This window comes from Candidatus Pseudomonas auctus, from assembly GCF_048654275.1.
GTDB lineage: Bacteria > Pseudomonadota > Gammaproteobacteria > Pseudomonadales > Pseudomonadaceae > Aquipseudomonas > Aquipseudomonas pharyngis.
This window is the reverse complement of the sequence record NZ_JBJYZK010000013.1, coordinates 12,432-29,181: the sequence shown is the minus strand read 5'-3', so window position 1 is coordinate 29,181 and position 16,750 is coordinate 12,432. Positions and strand designations below refer to the sequence as shown.

Below are 16,750 nucleotides of genomic sequence, written 5' to 3'. Positions count from 1 at the left end.
GCTGGCGTTTTTACTCGGCGATCTGCAACTTGCGCGACTCGGTGTAGACGTAGCGCACCTTCTCGTACTCGAACGGTGAGTTCAGCTGCCCATAGCGGAAGCTGGTCTGGTAGCGCTTGTCGACGCCACGCAGTACCCAGACTTCCGGGTGGTTGGAGCTGACTTCCGAGACATTGAGGAAGTTGATCGCGGACTCGGCGGTGTAGTCCACGGCGAGACCTGCGGTATCGCGCAGGTTCGACGGGCCGAGGATCGGCAGCACGAAATAGGCGCCGCCCGGTACGCCGTAGAAGCCCAGGGTCTGGCCGAAGTCTTCGCTCTGGCGCGGCAGGCCCATGGCGGTAGCCGGGTCCCAGAGTCCGGCGATGCCGATGGTGGTGTTGAGCAGCAGGCGCGCGGTGGTTTCCATCGAGCGCTTGCCCTTGAACTGCAACAGGCTGTTGACCAGGTTCGGCACGTCGCCAATGTTGTTGAAGAAGTTGCTCACGCCGGTGCGCACGAAGCTCGGGGTGATGTAGCGATAGCCATCGACCACCGGCAGGAACACCCATTGGTCGAAGCGGTAGTTGAAGTGGTAGACGCGGCGGTTCCACTCTTCCAGCGGGTCATAGACGTTCAGCGCGCTGAGGGTCGAGCGCTCGAACTCGCGCTGATCCAGCCCCGGGTTGAACTTGAGTTTGGACAGCGGCTCCTTGAAACCGTCGCTGTCGATGACCACCGGTGCATTGGCTTTGCTGTTGTCGGCCTGGGCCATACCTGCACTGAGGAGCGCTGCAATCAGCAGGAGATATTTAGCCACGGAAGAACTCCAGCATGGCGTCGCTGTTGACGCGGTAGTTAAGGTTGCCGCAGTGGCCGCCCAGCGGGTAAACGGTCAGGCGATCGCCGAAGGTCCGGCGCAGGAAACCGAGATCGCCCGGGCCGAGGATCACGTCGTCGGCGTTGTGCATGACGGCGATTTTCGGGCTGTCGTGCAGGTAATCCTTCAACGCATACAGGCTGACCTGATCGATCAGTTGCAGCAGGCTGCCGCCGTCGGTGCGGGCCCGCCACATCGGGATCACCTGTTCGGTGAGGTAGCAGTCGAAGTCGCATTGCAGCGCACGCTTGAGGAACGGCGTGAGGCTGGTGCCTTCGGTGATCGGGAATTTCGGCGGGGTGATCAGGCCGCGACGGTTGATCAGGTCCGAAGTGAACGCGATATCGGCCGCCGAGAAACGGAATGACGTGCCGATCAGCATCGCCATCTGCTCGTTGCTCAAGTGCTGCTTGGACTGCTGGAAGTCGTAGAGCAGCGCATCGTTGAGGTCGATGTAGCCCTTCTGCTGGAAGTAGCGGGTCAGTTTGTTCAGCACCAGTTCATAGAAAGTAGTGCTGTTGTTGATGCCCTTGACCTCGGTCTGCACCAGCTTGTCGAGGTTGGTGATCGAGGTGTAGAGGTTGACCGGTGGATTCAGCAGCAGGACTTTCTTGAAGTTGAAGCTGCGACGGGTTTCATCCAGATGCGCCACGAAGGCCGCGTCCAGCGCGCCGAGGCTGTAGCCGCTGAGGTAATAGTCGGTGACCGGTACTTTCGGGTTCTGCGCCCGCACGGCCTGCATCACCCGGTACATGTCTTCGGCGTCTTCCTTGGTCACGCCGGGGGTGGCGAAACGCGAGGCGGCGCTCATGAAGTCGAAGCTGGTCGGCGAGGACAACTGCACCACGTGGTAGCCGGCCTTGTAATAAAGCTTCTTCAGGTACTCGTTGAGCGTGCTGTCGTAGCGCGCGCCGGTGCCGGCGATCAGGAAGATCAGCGGCGCGGCCTTGTCCTGAGTGGCGATGCGGTAGGTGAGTTTTTTCACCGGCCAGAAATTGTCCGGCAGGATGAATTCCCGCTCGGGGCGCAGGGTGACGCTGCGATCGGCCTGATCGATGTCGTCGTCCAGTGGCAGTTCCGGGCGCAAGTCCGGCGGCGTGGTGGCGATGGTCGCCTCGAACGGGTTGGTCAGGGGATAGCCATAGCTGGCGGCGTCGATATCCACCGCCAGCGCGGACGCACTCAGAATAAGGCCGCCAAACAGGGCGGCGAAGCGCAAGGAACGGAGCATGACTGGATCCCTTAGAGGAAGGTGCCGAATGAAGTTCGCAGGCTATGACCACCGGGTTTGCGTCAAAGTGCCATGCCACGGCACCAAACTGACAGAATTCGGAGTAATAGTAGCCGGACGATACACTTTGCAAGGAAGGAATGACCAGTTAAGAGTTGTTAGTCCTTGCGTATGCGCGGCGTCAGATTAAGCTGGCCGCCGATTTCGTCGATTGGAGTGTTCCATGTCCCGCCGCTTGCCCGTGATTCTGCTGCTCGTTCTGTTGCCGTTGTGGCTGGCTGCCAGTTATGGCGCGCGTTATGGCTTCATGGAGGACGCGCAGTGGGTGGGCATCTGCGTGGATGAGGCGAGCCGCTGGGAATGCTCGGTGCGCTCGAACCTGGGCCTGATGATTCATTTCCAGCTGCTGGGCTGGGCGGCGGTCGCTGCAGCCGTGCTCGGTTTTGTCGTGCCGGGCCGGGCAGGGTGGTGGCTGGCGGTGCTGGCGCTGGTGTTCGGGTTGCCGGCGCTGGCGCTGTACAACACGACGCTGGCGGTATTTGCGGTGGTGATTGCCGGGTTGCGACTGGTTAGAGAGTCTCGCGGCGTCTGACAGTCAGCCATCGCTGGCAAGCCAGCTCCCACGCTTGATCCATGTAGATGCAGAACCTGTGGCAGCTGGCTTGCCAGCGAAGAGGCCGGTTCAGCCTTTGAAGATCAGCCCTTGCGAACCCGCAGGCAGCGCCACAACGCAGCCACCATCAACACGCTGACCAGCGCCCAGCCCCACGCCTGCTGATTCTGCAATCCTTCACGGAACAGCTGCGGCGCAATGCCCGCGCCGATGATGAAGGTCAGCAGGGCGATCTCCCGACGGGCCACGCTGACCGGGCGGCACAGGTAGACCAGCGCCGGCAGAATGAAGGCCATGCTCGGAAAACTGCGATAACGCGGATCGAACACCAGCTCGAGCATCATCACGGCAGCGGCGAAACCGGCCGCCGCCGCCAGCCAGCCGGCCCGTCGCTCGAAAGCGTTGAACGCCTGTTCACGCCAGCCATTGCGGGCGCTCAAGGTCAGCGCGGCATGGGCCAGCACCAACAGATTCAGGATCGTCAGCAAGCCGACCCACAGCCATTCGCTGGCAAACCGCGTGGTCACCCGCGCCAGATCGCCCCAGGCGCCGATCGAGCAGGCGGCGAGGGCGCCGAGCAACGGCAGGATCAGCGCCGAGCGCGTCGTACGAACCCGACCGCCCAGCAGCAATGTGCCGAGGAAGATCACTCCGCCGACCGCCAGCCACTGCGACCAGTACGGCACATTCGATACCGGCCCGGCCAACACGCCCTTGTCCTGGCGGTCCGCATCGAACAGCCCCCAGTAACCGCCGACCGCGCCTTCGCTGCCGCGCTTCCACGGCTGGTCGAACGCTTCGATCAGGTTGTAACGCCAGCCTTCCTGTTCGGCGAGGGTGACAAAACCACGAATGAACTTGGCCTCGTTGACCCGGCTCGGCAGGGCGGTCTCCCGCTGTCGGCCTTCGCTCGGCCAGCCGGTTTCGCCAATCATCACGTCTTTGGGCGCGAACTTGTTGCCGAACACCTGACGCACTTGCGCCACATGATGCAGCGCGGCGTCGATGTTCGACGGATCGTCTTCCCAGTACGGCAGCAAGTGAATGGTCAGGAAATCTACCGCCGGCGCGACTTCCGGGTGCTTGAGCCAGAACTCCCAGACATCCGCGTAGGTGACTGGTTGCTTGATATGGCTCTTGACCTTGTTGATCAGCTTCGCCAGTTGCGCACCGGTGACTTCCTTGCGCAGCAAGGCTTCGTTGCCGACGATCACGGCGCTGACCACGTCCGGGTTGGCATTGGCCGAGGCGATCAGCAAGTCGACTTCCTTCTCGGTGTCGACCGGATTGCTGTTGACCCACGCGCCGATCATCAACTTCAAACCATGTTTGCGCGCCAGATCCGGCAGCGCTTCGAGGCCGGTCATGGAATAGGTGCGGATGCATTCGAAGCGGGTGGCAAGCAGGGCGAGGTCGGCGTCCATGCGCTCCGGGCGCAGTTTGAACGGCACGTCGAACGGCGACTGGTCTTTATCGAACGGGGTGTAGGAGGCGCATTGCAACTTGTGGGTCGGGGTGGCGACGTCCGGCAGGATCACCGGTTTGCCGAGGCCGTACCAGAAGCCGCACAGGGCAAACAGCCCGAGCAGGCAGGCGAACAGATAGGGAAGAAAGGGGAAACGGGAAGTCGCGGACATGGTCAGGCCGAGTGGCTGCAAAGCGACGCATGTTACCTGCATTTATAAGCAGGTTGGTGGCCCGCACGATTTTGACATGCAAAGTTCGGGCGGATTGTCTGGCGCCAAATATCCGGACTCAGTTAATGGCTTTCTGATGTCGTTTCTCGTTGCTTCGAGGTCGCTGGTAGAGCAGGTCTTAACGGGCGTCAGGTTGATGATCGGACTCATCAGTACTCCGCTGATGATCTAACGAGTTTGCGGTCAGGCGTGATGGGGGCGCTGTGCACCATAACAATACGTTGACGATGCCCGGCATCCGTCGGGCGCAGCATTTCGGGGAAGTAACGATGAAGATGCGACGACTTTTAGGCGCAGGTGCCGCTCTGGTACTTGCGATGGGCTCCACTTTCGCCAGCGCTGAAAAACAGACCCTGAACATCGGTTACGTTGACGGCTGGTCCGACAGCGTCGCGACCACCCACGTGGCGGCCGAAGTGATCAAGCAGAAACTTGGCTACGACGTGAAACTGCAGGCCGTCGCCACCGGCATCATGTGGCAGGGCGTTGCCACCGGCAAACTCGACGCCATGCTCTCAGCCTGGCTGCCCGTGACCCACGGCGAATACTGGACCAAGAACAAGGATCAGGTCGTCGATTACGGCCCGAACTTCAAGGACGCGAAAATCGGTCTGATCGTGCCGGAGTACGTCAAGGCCAAGACCATCGAAGACCTGAAAACCGACGACTCCTTCAAGAAACGCATCGTCGGCATCGACGCCGGTTCAGGCGTGATGCTCAAGACCGATCAGGCGATCAAGGATTACGACCTGACCGGCTACCAACTCAAGGCCAGTTCCGGCGCCGGCATGATTGCCGAGCTGACCCGCGCCGAGAAGAAAAACGAATCCATCGCTGTCACCGGCTGGGTGCCGCACTGGATGTTCGCCAAGTGGAAACTGCGTTTCCTCGACGACCCGAAAGGCGTGTACGGCGCGGCTGAAACCGTGAACAGCATTGGCAGCAAGGAACTGGCGACCAAGGCGCCGGAAGTGGCCAAGTTCCTGAAAAACTTCCAGTGGGCTTCGAAGGACGAAATCGGCGAAGTCATGCTGGCGATTCAGGACGGTGCAAAACCTGACGCAGCGGCCAAGGATTGGGTTGCCAAGCACCCTGAGCGTGTTGCCGACTGGACCAAGTGATTTAAGCCGAAGCGTCTAATCTGCGCTTCCCAGGGTCGCCCGACATGACAGTCGGGCGGCCTTTTTTGTTTGTCCTCTATTAATAGGCAGGGGGGGCGGTTTTCGGCTCGTCTGGAAATTGGCAAAAACGTCATGGCGTTCTACTACTAAGGTCGTCTGGAACCCGGCTCGCAGCCGCATACAGTGGATACGTTCCAAAAATAAAAATCTGTGCTGCGAGGATAAAAACAATGAACGACAGCATTTACCTCTCGATTCAGAACAGCCCGCGCTTCAAGGAGCTGGTCAAGAAAAGAGAAAGGTTCGCCTGGATACTCTCGGCGATCATGCTCGGGCTCTACTCCGGCTTCATCCTTCTGATCGCGTACGGGCCGCAAGTGCTCGGGACGAAAATCAGCCCCGAATCATCCATCACCTGGGGCATCCCGATCGGTGTCGGACTGATTGTCTCGGCCTTCATCCTGACCGGCATCTATGTGCGCCGCGCCAATGGCGAGTTCGACGACCTGAACAACGCGATTCTCAAGGAGGCTCAGCAATGATCCGGCGTCTACTGGCTCTTTTGAGCATCGCAGCGTTTGCTCCAGCCGTCTGGGCCGCTGACGCCCTGACCGGCGAAGTCCACAAACAACCGCTCAACGTTTCCGCGATCGTCATGTTCGTGGCGTTCGTTGGCGCGACCCTGTGCATCACTTACTGGGCGTCCAAGCGCAACAACTCGGCGGCCGACTACTATGCGGCGGGCGGCAAGATCACCGGGTTCCAGAACGGTCTGGCGATTGCCGGTGACTACATGTCGGCGGCGTCCTTCCTGGGGATTTCCGCGCTGGTGTTCACCTCCGGCTACGACGGCCTGATCTACTCGATCGGCTTCCTGGTGGGCTGGCCGATCATTCTGTTCCTGATCGCCGAGCGTCTGCGTAACCTGGGCAAATACACCTTTGCCGACGTGGCGTCCTACCGCCTCGGGCAAACCCAGATCCGCACCCTGTCTGCCTGCGGTTCGCTGGTGGTGGTGGCGTTCTACCTGATCGCGCAAATGGTCGGTGCCGGCAAGCTGATCCAGCTGCTGTTCGGTCTCGACTACCACGTTGCGGTGATTCTGGTCGGTATCCTGATGTGCATGTACGTGCTGTTCGGCGGCATGCTGGCGACCACCTGGGTGCAGATCATCAAGGCGGTGCTGTTGCTGTCCGGTGCCTCGTTCATGGCGCTGATGGTGATGAAGCACGTCAACTTCGACTTCAACACCCTGTTCTCCGAAGCCATCAAGGTTCACGCCAAGGGCGAAGCGATCATGAGCCCGGGCGGCTTGGTAAAAGACCCGATCTCGGCGTTCTCCCTGGGTCTGGCGCTGATGTTCGGTACCGCCGGCCTGCCGCACATCCTGATGCGCTTCTTCACTGTCAGCGATGCGAAAGAAGCCCGCAAGAGCGTGCTGTACGCGACCGGTTTCATTGGCTACTTCTACATCCTGACCTTCATCATCGGCTTCGGCGCGATCCTGCTGGTCAGCACCAACCCGGCCTTTAAAGATGCAGCGGGCGCTCTGCTCGGCGGCAACAACATGGCGGCGGTGCACCTGGCCAACGCCGTGGGCGGCAGCGTGTTCCTCGGCTTTATCTCGGCGGTGGCGTTCGCGACCATTCTGGCAGTCGTGGCCGGCCTGACCCTGGCCGGTGCTTCGGCGGTGTCTCACGACCTGTACGCCAGCGTGATCAAGAAGGGCAAGGCCAACGAGAAGGATGAGATCCGCGTTTCGAAGATCACCACCATCGCACTGGGCGTTCTGGCCATCGGCCTGGGCATCCTGTTCGAAAGCCAGAACATCGCGTTCATGGTTGGTCTGGCGTTCTCCATCGCGGCGAGCTGCAACTTCCCGGTACTGCTGCTTTCGATGTACTGGAAGAAACTGACCACCCGTGGCGCCATGATTGGCGGCTGGCTGGGGCTGGTGAGTGCGGTGGGTCTGATGATTCTTGGCCCGACCATCTGGGTGCAGATTCTGCATCACGAGAAGGCGATCTTCCCTTATGAGTATCCTGCGTTGTTCTCGATGATCATTGCGTTTATCGGGATCTGGTTCTTCTCGATCACCGATAAGTCGGTGGCGGCAGAGAACGAGCGTGCGGCGTTCTTCCCGCAGTTTGTGCGTTCGCAGACTGGGTTGGGGGCTAGTGGGGCGGTTTCGCACTGAGGCTTTTTGTGTAGGTTGATTTGAATTGAAAATGCCCTGGTCGAGAGATTGGGGCATTTTTTTTGTGGGCGGTTATCGGACTTTCTTTGGGTGGTTTTGGTTTGTGTGTATATCCGTTGCTGCGGTAACGGCTGCTTAGGGTTCCGCCCTTACGGCGGGTCACTTTTTCCAAACGCCCGGAATGCCGGCCCAGAAAAAAGTAACCAAAAAGGCTTTACCCTGACGTACGGCCCTCGCTGTGGCTCGGGTTCCTTCGCTCCGGGATCAATCCGGGGGCATCGCCTACGGTTTGCTTCGCTGCACCTCCTCTCGATGCATGCGGCTGCGCCGCACGGTCGCTGCGCTCCCACCCCCGGATCAATCCCTCCACTCAGCCTGCCGACGGGCCCTGCGATCAAAAGCGGTACTCGAGCTAACGCTCATTGTGGTAAGTGGTGAAGGGCGGGTGTTCGGCTTTTGTTTTGTGGTGGGTTTACCCCTCACCCCAGCCCTCTCCCCGAGGAGAGGGAGCCGATTTTTGTGCTTTTCAAAACCTGAGTTCAACGCGGTATCGCACGTCGGCGAACCTCTCCCAAACCACTCAGTCAGTCCCCTCTCCCTCCGGGAGAGGGCTAGGGTGAGGGGGGCTCTTGATCTGGCTTTTGCTCTGGCTCTGGCTTTTGATCTCCAGCCCCATCGGCAGGCCGAGCGGAGGTGTCCATCAGGGGGAAGGCGCGCAGCGCCGTGCGGCGAAGCCGCATACATCGAGAGGAGGTGCAGCGAAGCAAACCGTAGGCGATGCCCCCTGATGGACACCGTAGCGAGGGAACACTGAGCCTAAGCGAAGTGCCGTACGCCGGGGCAAAAGCCTTTTGGTTCCTTTTTGGCGTTTGAAAAAGGGACTCGCTGTAAGAGCGAAACCGCCAGCGGCAGCACCCGAAGCAACGGATATGTACCCAATCAACAAAAAAACAGTCGGCCCAAAGGCCGCTGATATGCCAAAAACAAAAAACGGCCCCCATTCACATGGAGGCCGTTCCCGGTAAAACGCTAAGACGCTATCGCAAGACAGCTCTTATTTGCGGTCTTCCAGCTTGGTGATATCCCGCGACTCATAACCCGTATAAAGCTGGCGCGGACGGCCAATCTTGTACGGGCTGGAGAGCATTTCCTTCCAGTGCGAAATCCAGCCGACAGTACGTGCCAGGGCGAAGATCACAGTGAACATGCTGGTCGGAATGCCGATCGCCTTGAGGATGATCCCCGAGTAGAAGTCGACGTTCGGGTACAGCGAGCGTTCGATGAAGTACGGGTCGGTCAGAGCGATCTCTTCCAGGCGCATGGCCAGTTCGAGTTGTGGATCGTTCTGGATGCCCAGTTCCTTCAACACTTCGTCGCAGGTCTGCTTCATGACAGTCGCGCGAGGGTCGCGGTTCTTGTAGACGCGGTGACCGAAGCCCATCAGCTTGAACGGATCGTTCTTGTCCTTGGCCTTGGCGATGAACTTGTCGATGTTCGAAACATCGCCGATTTCATCGAGCATGGTCAGCACGGCTTCGTTCGCGCCGCCGTGGGCAGGGCCCCACAGTGCGGCGATGCCGGCGGCGATACAGGCGAACGGGTTGGCACCCGAGGAGCCCGCCAGACGCACGGTGGAGGTCGAAGCGTTCTGCTCGTGGTCGGCATGGAGGATGAAGATCCGGTCCATGGCCTTGGCGAGTACCGGGCTGATCGGTTTGATCTCGCACGGGGTGTTGAACATCATGTGCAGGAAGTTTTCCGCGTACGACAGGTCGTTGCGCGGGTACATCATGGGTTGACCCATGGAGTACTTGTAAACCATCGCGGCCAGGGTCGGCATCTTGGCAACCAGGCGGATCGCGGAGATTTCGCGATGCTGCGGGTTATTGATGTCGAGGGAGTCGTGGTAGAAGGCCGAGAGGGCGCCGACTACGCCACACATGACGGCCATCGGGTGGGCGTCACGGCGGAAGCCGTTGAAGAAGGTTTTCAGCTGCTCGTGAACCATGGTGTGGTTCTTCACGGTGCCGACGAACTGGGCCTTCTGTTCTGCGGTTGGCAGTTCGCCGTTCAGCAGCAGGTAGCAGGTTTCCAGGTAGTCCGACTTTTCAGCCAGCTGTTCGATCGGGTAGCCGCGGTGCAGCAGGATGCCGTTGTCGCCGTCGATATAGGTGATCTTCGATTCGCAGGAAGCGGTCGACATGAAACCGGGGTCGAAAGTGAAGCGGCCCGTGGCCGTCAGGCCCCGAACATCGATAACATCGGGACCAACGGTGCCGGTTAAAATGGGCAGCTCGACGGGGGCTGCGCCCTCGATGATCAACTGCGCTTTTTTGTCAGCCATGTGGCCTCCTATTTATGCTTGAAATCATCAGACAGACCCCCCACGCAGGGCCCGCACCACTATAGTGAGATAAATTCGAATGTCAATTTGCCTAAAGTCTTGCTCCAGAAGGCTTTAACCGTACTTTTTCCTCGAAATTGCCTGCCATTTACGCCTTTTATACGACTTGTGCAATCCGCTATTGGGGGTAGGCGATTGCGTTGTCATTAGTAGCCTAACTGTCTATACTCGGCGACCGACCGCCAAGGGCTTTTGGGCTTGCTTTCATTGGGGGTCGCATCCCTGGGTGGTGGTTACCTGACCAGTGCACTCCCCAACAACTTTGCCCTGATTGTTAGGGGCTCTTCAGTGTGAAAAAAAAGCCGTGAAAAGCCAACGACCTGTAAACCTAGACCTAAGGACCATCAAACTCCCCATCACCGGCGTTACGTCGTTTCTTCACCGTGTTTCCGGCATCATCCTCTTCCTGGGCCTTGGCATCATGCTTTATGCATTGGGCAAATCCCTGGGTTCCGAGGAAGGTTATGTCGAGGTGAAGGCATACTTGACCAGCCCGCTGGCCAAGTTCGTAGCATGGGGCCTCCTGTCCGCTCTTCTGTATCACCTGGTTGCCGGTGTGCGCCACTTGATCATGGACATGGGCATCGGTGAGACGCTGGAAGGCGGCCGCCTGGGCTCGAAACTGATCATCGCCGTTTCCGTGGTGCTGATCGTTCTGGCAGGAGTTTGGATATGGTAACCAGCGTTACAAACCTTTCGCGTTCGGGCCTCTATGACTGGATGGCACAGCGTGTGTCTGCGGTCGTTCTCGCGGCTTATTTCATCTTCCTGATCGGCTACCTCGCCGCGAACCCGGGCATTGGCTACGACCAATGGCACGGCCTGTTCGCCCACAACGGAATGCGTATCTTCAGTCTGCTGGCACTGGTTGCCCTGGGCGCTCACGCCTGGGTCGGCATGTGGACCATCGCGACCGACTACCTGACGCCAATGGCGCTGGGCAAGTCCGCGACTGCGGTACGTTTCCTTTTCCAGGCAGTATGCGGCGTCGCGATGTTCGCTTACTTCGTCTGGGGTGTGCAGATTCTCTGGGGTATCTGATTCATGGCTAACATTCCAACGATTTCTTTCGACGCCATCATTATTGGTGGCGGCGGTGCCGGCATGCGCGCAGCGCTGCAACTGGCACAGGGCGGTCACAAGACTGCCGTGATCACCAAGGTTTTCCCGACCCGTTCGCACACTGTGTCCGCACAGGGCGGCATCACCTGCGCCATCGCTTCGGCCGACCCGAACGATGACTGGCGCTGGCACATGTACGATACCGTCAAGGGTTCCGACTACATCGGTGACCAGGACGCTATCGAATACATGTGTCAGGAAGGCCCGGCTGCCGTTTTCGAGCTGGACCACATGGGTCTGCCGTTCTCGCGTACCGAGCAAGGCCGTATCTACCAGCGTCCGTTCGGCGGTCAGTCGAAGGATTACGGTAAAGGCGGGCAGGCTGCCCGTACGTGCGCCGCTTCCGACCGTACCGGTCACGCGCTGCTGCACACCCTTTATCAGGGCAACCTGAAAGCCGGTACCACGTTCCTGAACGAGTACTACGCTGTCGACCTGGTGAAAAACCAGGAAGGCGAATTCGTTGGTGTGATCGCGATCTGCATCGAAACCGGCGAAACCACCTATATCCGCGCGAAAGCCACCGTACTGGCTACCGGCGGTGCAGGTCGTATCTATGCATCCACCACCAACGCCCTGATCAACACCGGTGACGGCGTCGGCATGGCTCTGCGTGCTGGCGTGCCGGTACAAGACATCGAAATGTGGCAGTTCCACCCGACCGGCATCGCCGGCGCCGGTGTACTGGTTACCGAAGGTTGCCGTGGTGAAGGTGGTTACCTGATCAACAAGCACGGCGAGCGTTTCATGGAGCGTTATGCTCCGAACGCCAAAGACCTGGCCGGTCGTGACGTGGTTGCCCGTTCGATGGTTAAAGAGATCATCGCCGGTAACGGTTGCGGTCCGAATGGCGACCACGTGATGCTCAAACTCGACCACTTGGGCGAGGAAGTGCTGCACAGCCGTCTGCCAGGCATCTGCGAACTGTCGAAGACTTTCGCACACGTTGACCCGGTGGTTGCTCCGGTTCCGGTTGTTCCGACTTGCCACTACATGATGGGCGGCGTTGCCACCAACATTCATGGCCAGGCGATCACCCAGGACGCCGAAGGCGTGGATCAGATCATTCCTGGTCTGTTCGCGGTAGGTGAAGTGGCTTGCGTATCGGTTCACGGTGCCAACCGTCTGGGCGGCAACTCGCTGCTCGACCTGGTGGTATTCGGCCGCGCTGCCGGCCTGCACCTGGAGAAGGCGCTGACCGACGGCATCGAATACGACGATGCTACCGAAGCCGACATCGAAGCTGCCCTGGCGCGTCTGAACGCCCTGAACAACCGTACCGACGGCGAAGACGTCGCTACCCTGCGTCGCGAGCTGCAAAGCTGCATGCAGAACTACTTCGGTGTATTCCGTACCGGCGAATACATGCAGAAGGGTATTGCCCAGCTGGCTGATCTGCGCAAGCGCATCGCCAACGTGAAGATCAACGACAAGTCGCAGGCGTTCAACACTGCACGTATCGAAGCGCTGGAACTGCAAAACCTGCTGGAAGTGGCTGAAGCTACCGCCATCGCTGCCGAAGTACGTAAAGAGTCCCGCGGCGCTCACGCCCGTGAAGACTTCGAAGACCGTGACGACGAAAACTGGCTGTGCCACACCCTGTACTTCCCGGGTGAGAAACGCGTCGCCAAGCGTGCCGTGAACTTCTCGCCGAAGACTGTTCCGACTTTCGAACCTAAAGTCCGGACTTATTAAGGGTGACCGCCATGTTGCAAGTCAGTGTTTATCGTTACAACCCTGATCAGGACGCTGCGCCGTTCATGCAGGAATTCCAGGTCGATACCGGTGGTAAAGACCTGATGGTGCTGGACGTGCTGGCCCTGATCAAAGAGCAGGACGAAGGTTTCTCCTATCGTCGCTCCTGCCGTGAAGGCGTGTGTGGCTCCGACGGCATGAACATCAACGGCAAGAACGGCCTGGCGTGCATCACGCCGCTGTCCGCTGTCGTCAAAGGTAACAAGCTGATCGTTCGTCCGCTGCCAGGTTTGCCGGTTATCCGTGACCTGGTTGTCGATATGAGCATCTTCTACAAGCAATACGAGAAGGTTAAGCCATTCCTGCAGAACGACACGCCGGCTCCGGCCATCGAGCGTCTGCAGTCCCCTGAAGAGCGTGAAAAGCTCGACGGTCTGTACGAGTGCATCCTGTGCGCCTGCTGCTCGACCTCTTGCCCGTCCTTCTGGTGGAACCCGGACAAGTTCCTGGGTCCAGCTGCCCTGCTGCAAGCGTACCGCTTCCTGGCAGACAGCCGTGACACCAAGACGTCCGAGCGTCTGGCGTCCCTCGATGACCCGTTCAGCGTTTTCCGCTGCCGGGGCATCATGAACTGCGTCAACGTATGTCCGAAAGGCCTGAACCCGACTAAGGCCATCGGTCACATCCGTAACATGCTGCTTTCGAGCGGCGTGTGATTCAGCTGCTGTAACCGCTGTACCCGCAGAGGGCTTAGGCGCGGGCTTCAACCCGCGCCATGGCTATAACCAGAGCAGCAGCCATAAGCTGCGGCTCTTATTTTGAAGAAATGAGACAAGCAGGGGCATCCGGGCTGGTACCCGGACTATCAGTGTGATCCTAAGTGGCTTGTTTTGGTCGCTGCATTCGGACTTCTGCAAGCTTGCTCGGTGTCGGCACCGATGGTGTTCCCCTAACCGAGGGTGACCAAGCATGCAAGAAAGCGTGATGCAGCGCATGTGGAACAGCGCCTACCTTTCAGGTGGAAACGCTGCCTATGTGGAAGAGCTCTACGAGCTCTACCTGCACGACCCTAACGCTGTGCCAGAAGAGTGGCGCACCTACTTTCAGAAGCTGCCTGCCGACGGCAGCTCTGCCACCGATGTTTCGCACTCCACAATTCGCGATCATTTCGTGCTGCTGGCAAAGAACCAGCGCCGCGCCCAACCGGTTTCCGCCGGCAGCGTGAGCAGTGAGCACGAGAAGAAGCAGGTTGAAGTGCTGCGATTGATCCAGGCCTACCGTATGCGTGGCCACCAGGCAGCCCAGCTTGACCCGCTGGGACTGTGGCAGCGTCCTGCACCTGCAGACCTGTCGATCAATCACTACGGCTTGACCAATGCCGATCTTGATACGACCTTCCGTGCCGGCGACCTGTTCATCGGCAAAGAGGAAGCGAGCCTACGCGAAATTCACGAAGCGTTGCAGCAGACATATTGCCGCACCATCGGCGCTGAATTTACGCACATCACCGATTCCGAGCAGCGCCAGTGGTTCCAGCAGCGTCTGGAAAGCGTGCGTGGCCGTCCGGAATATTCCGCGGACATCAAGAGCCACCTGCTCGAGCGCGTGACGGCCGGTGAAGGCCTGGAAAAATACCTGGGTACCAAATACCCGGGCACCAAGCGTTTCGGTCTGGAAGGTGGCGAAAGCCTGATTCCGATGCTCGACGAACTGATCCAGCGTTCCGGCTCGTACGGCACCAAGGAAGTCGTCATCGGCATGGCCCACCGTGGCCGTCTGAACGTACTGGTCAACACCTTCGGCAAGAACCCGCGCGAGCTGTTCGACGAGTTTGAAGGCAAGAAGAAGGTCGAGCTGGGTTCCGGTGACGTCAAATACCACCAGGGCTTCTCGTCCAACGTAATGACCACCGGCGGTGAAGTTCACCTGGCCATGGCGTTCAACCCGTCCCACCTGGAAATCGTTTCCCCGGTGGTCGAGGGTTCGGTTCGCGCCCGTCAGGACCGTCGCAACGATTCGACCGGTGAGAAGGTTCTGCCGATCTCCATCCACGGTGATGCTGCATTCGCCGGTCAAGGCGTGGTCATGGAAACCTTCCAGATGTCGCAGACCCGCGGTTTCAAGACCGGCGGTACCGTGCACATCGTGATCAACAACCAGGTCGGTTTCACCATCAGCAACCCGCTGGACTCGCGTTCCACCGAGTACGCCACCGACGTCGCGAAAATGATCCAGGCGCCGATCCTCCATGTGAATGGTGATGATCCGGAAGCCGTATTGTTCGTGACCCAGCTGGCCATCGACTACCGCATGCAGTTCAAGCGTGACGTGGTGATCGACCTGGTCTGCTACCGTCGTCGCGGCCACAACGAGGCCGACGAGCCAAGCGGCACCCAGCCTCTGATGTATCAGCAGATCACCAAGCAGCGCACCACTCGTGAGCTGTACGCTGATCGTCTGACCCAGGCCGGTGTACTGGACGCAGAGCGTGTTCAGGCGAAAGTCGACGAATACCGCAACGCGCTGGACAACGGTCTGCACGTCGTGAAATCGCTGGTCAAAGAGCCGAACAAAGAGCTGTTCGTGGACTGGCGTCCGTATCTGGGCCACGCCTGGACTGCGCGTCACGACACTCGCTTCGACCTCAAGACCCTGCAGGAACTGTCCGCCAAGCTGCTGGAAATTCCGGAAGGCTTCGTGGTTCAGCGTCAGGTCGCGAAGATCTACGAAGACCGTCAGAAGATGCAAGCCGGCGGCCTGCCGATCAACTGGGGTTACGCCGAAACCATGGCGTACGCGACCCTGGCGTTCGAAGGTCACCCGATCCGCATGACTGGCCAGGACATCGGCCGCGGTACGTTCTCGCACCGTCACGCTGTGCTGCACAACCAGAAAGATGCCGGTACCTACATTCCGCTCAAGCATCTGTATGAAGGTCAGCCACGCTTCGACCTGTACGACTCGTTCCTGTCGGAAGAAGCCGTACTGGCGTTCGAATACGGCTACTCGACCACCACGCCAAACGCGCTGGTGATCTGGGAAGCCCAGTTCGGCGACTTCGCCAACGGTGCGCAGGTTGTTATCGACCAGTTCATCACCAGCGGCGAGCACAAGTGGGGCCGTCTCTGCGGTCTGACCATGCTGCTGCCGCACGGCTACGAAGGTCAGGGCCCTGAGCACAGCTCGGCACGTCTTGAGCGTTACCTGCAGCTGTGCGCCGAGCACAACATTCAGGTGTGCATGCCGACCACCCCGGCCCAGATCTACCACTTGCTGCGCCGTCAGGTGATTCGCCCGCTGCGCAAGCCATTGGTCGTTCTGACTCCAAAGTCGCTGCTGCGCCACAAACTGGCCATCTCGACCCTGGAAGATCTGGCCGAAGGTTCGTTCCAGACCGTTATCCCGGAAATCGATGCCCTGGACCCGAAAAAGGTCGAGCGCGTTGTTCTGTGCAGCGGCAAGGTCTACTACGACCTGCTGGAAAAACGTCGTGCCGAAGGCCGCGAAGATATCGCCATCGTGCGTATCGAGCAGCTGTACCCATTCCCTGAGGACGACTTGAAAGAAGTCCTGGCTCCTTACACCAATGCCAAAGCGGCCGTGTGGTGTCAGGAAGAGCCGATGAACCAGGGCGCCTGGTACTGCAGCCAGCACCACCTGCGTCGCAGCATCAGCAACCTCAACAAATCTCTCGTACTCGAGTACGCGGGCCGTGAGGCTTCTGCTGCACCAGCATGTGGTTACGCATCGATGCACGCCGAGCAGCAGGAACAACTGCTGCAAGACGCGTTTACCGTTTAACGCCTTCGCG

General features: G+C 59.4%; 13 protein-coding genes. 9 read left to right on the top strand and 4 right to left on the bottom strand.

What is annotated here, in order from left to right; genetic code table 11:
- Positions 1-10: 10 nt before the first annotated feature.
- On the bottom strand, positions 11-799 hold the full coding sequence (locus ACKUG4_RS21555; protein WP_007959292.1) for an MlaA family lipoprotein: 789 nt from the start codon (positions 797-799) through the stop codon (positions 11-13).
- Complete coding sequence (gene mlaY, locus ACKUG4_RS21550) at positions 792-2,090, bottom strand: lipid asymmetry maintenance lipase MlaY (protein WP_085648497.1); 1,299 nt, start codon at positions 2,088-2,090, stop codon at positions 792-794. The genes ACKUG4_RS21555 and mlaY overlap by 8 nt, the downstream gene beginning before the upstream one ends.
- A gap of 223 nt (positions 2,091-2,313) precedes the next feature.
- Between mlaY and ACKUG4_RS21545 the strand changes: the two genes are divergently transcribed.
- Positions 2,314-2,682, top strand: a complete 369-nt coding sequence (locus ACKUG4_RS21545) for a hypothetical protein (protein ID WP_064594465.1) — start codon at positions 2,314-2,316, stop codon at positions 2,680-2,682.
- Positions 2,683-2,786: 104 nt separating this feature from the next.
- On the opposite strand, the gene ACKUG4_RS21540 is transcribed toward ACKUG4_RS21545, so the two are convergent.
- Positions 2,787-4,382: a glycoside hydrolase family 17 protein gene (locus ACKUG4_RS21540; protein WP_445434795.1), complete on the bottom strand. Its 1,596-nt coding sequence runs from the start codon at positions 4,380-4,382 to the stop codon at positions 2,787-2,789.
- Between the two features lie 287 nt (positions 4,383-4,669).
- Between ACKUG4_RS21540 and ACKUG4_RS21535 the strand changes: the two genes are divergently transcribed.
- The 3 genes from ACKUG4_RS21535 (at position 4,670) to ACKUG4_RS21525 (ending at position 7,718) form a co-directional block, all read left to right on the top strand.
- Entirely contained in the window at positions 4,670-5,521 is an 852-nt protein-coding gene (locus ACKUG4_RS21535) for a glycine betaine ABC transporter substrate-binding protein (protein WP_064594471.1), read from the top strand.
- A gap of 230 nt (positions 5,522-5,751) precedes the next feature.
- The gene (locus ACKUG4_RS21530; RefSeq protein WP_011333111.1) at positions 5,752-6,063 is read left to right on the top strand and encodes a DUF485 domain-containing protein; all 312 of its coding nucleotides are present in this window, start codon (positions 5,752-5,754) and stop codon (positions 6,061-6,063) included.
- The gene (locus tag ACKUG4_RS21525) at positions 6,060-7,718 is read left to right on the top strand and encodes a cation acetate symporter (RefSeq protein ID WP_074687559.1); all 1,659 of its coding nucleotides are present in this window, start codon (positions 6,060-6,062) and stop codon (positions 7,716-7,718) included. The genes ACKUG4_RS21530 and ACKUG4_RS21525 overlap by 4 nt, the downstream gene beginning before the upstream one ends.
- Before the next feature lie 1,054 nt (positions 7,719-8,772).
- Here ACKUG4_RS21525 and gltA read toward each other — a convergent pair.
- A complete protein-coding gene (gltA, locus tag ACKUG4_RS21520) occupies positions 8,773-10,062 on the bottom strand; it encodes a citrate synthase (RefSeq protein ID WP_007959044.1) in 1,290 nt (429 codons plus the stop codon).
- Positions 10,063-10,426: 364 nt separating this feature from the next.
- Here gltA and sdhC point away from each other — a divergent pair, with 364 nt between their 5' ends.
- From sdhC to ACKUG4_RS21495, 5 genes are all read left to right on the top strand, one after another.
- The gene (sdhC, locus tag ACKUG4_RS21515) at positions 10,427-10,801 is read left to right on the top strand and encodes a succinate dehydrogenase, cytochrome b556 subunit (RefSeq protein ID WP_445434794.1); all 375 of its coding nucleotides are present in this window, start codon (positions 10,427-10,429) and stop codon (positions 10,799-10,801) included.
- A complete protein-coding gene (gene sdhD, locus ACKUG4_RS21510) occupies positions 10,795-11,163 on the top strand; it encodes a succinate dehydrogenase, hydrophobic membrane anchor protein (protein WP_007977503.1) in 369 nt (122 codons plus the stop codon). The genes sdhC and sdhD overlap by 7 nt, the downstream gene beginning before the upstream one ends.
- 3 nt (positions 11,164-11,166) lie before the next feature.
- On the top strand, positions 11,167-12,939 hold the full coding sequence (sdhA, locus tag ACKUG4_RS21505) for a succinate dehydrogenase flavoprotein subunit (protein ID WP_011333114.1): 1,773 nt from the start codon (positions 11,167-11,169) through the stop codon (positions 12,937-12,939).
- Positions 12,940-12,950: 11 nt separating this feature from the next.
- Positions 12,951-13,655 carry a succinate dehydrogenase iron-sulfur subunit gene (locus ACKUG4_RS21500; RefSeq protein ID WP_007959035.1) on the top strand — a complete coding sequence of 235 codons (705 nt, stop codon included), beginning with the start codon at positions 12,951-12,953 and terminating at the stop codon, positions 13,653-13,655.
- A gap of 253 nt (positions 13,656-13,908) precedes the next feature.
- Positions 13,909-16,740: a 2-oxoglutarate dehydrogenase E1 component gene (locus tag ACKUG4_RS21495; protein ID WP_039769786.1), complete on the top strand. Its 2,832-nt coding sequence runs from the start codon at positions 13,909-13,911 to the stop codon at positions 16,738-16,740.
- Positions 16,741-16,750 lie beyond the last annotated feature (10 nt).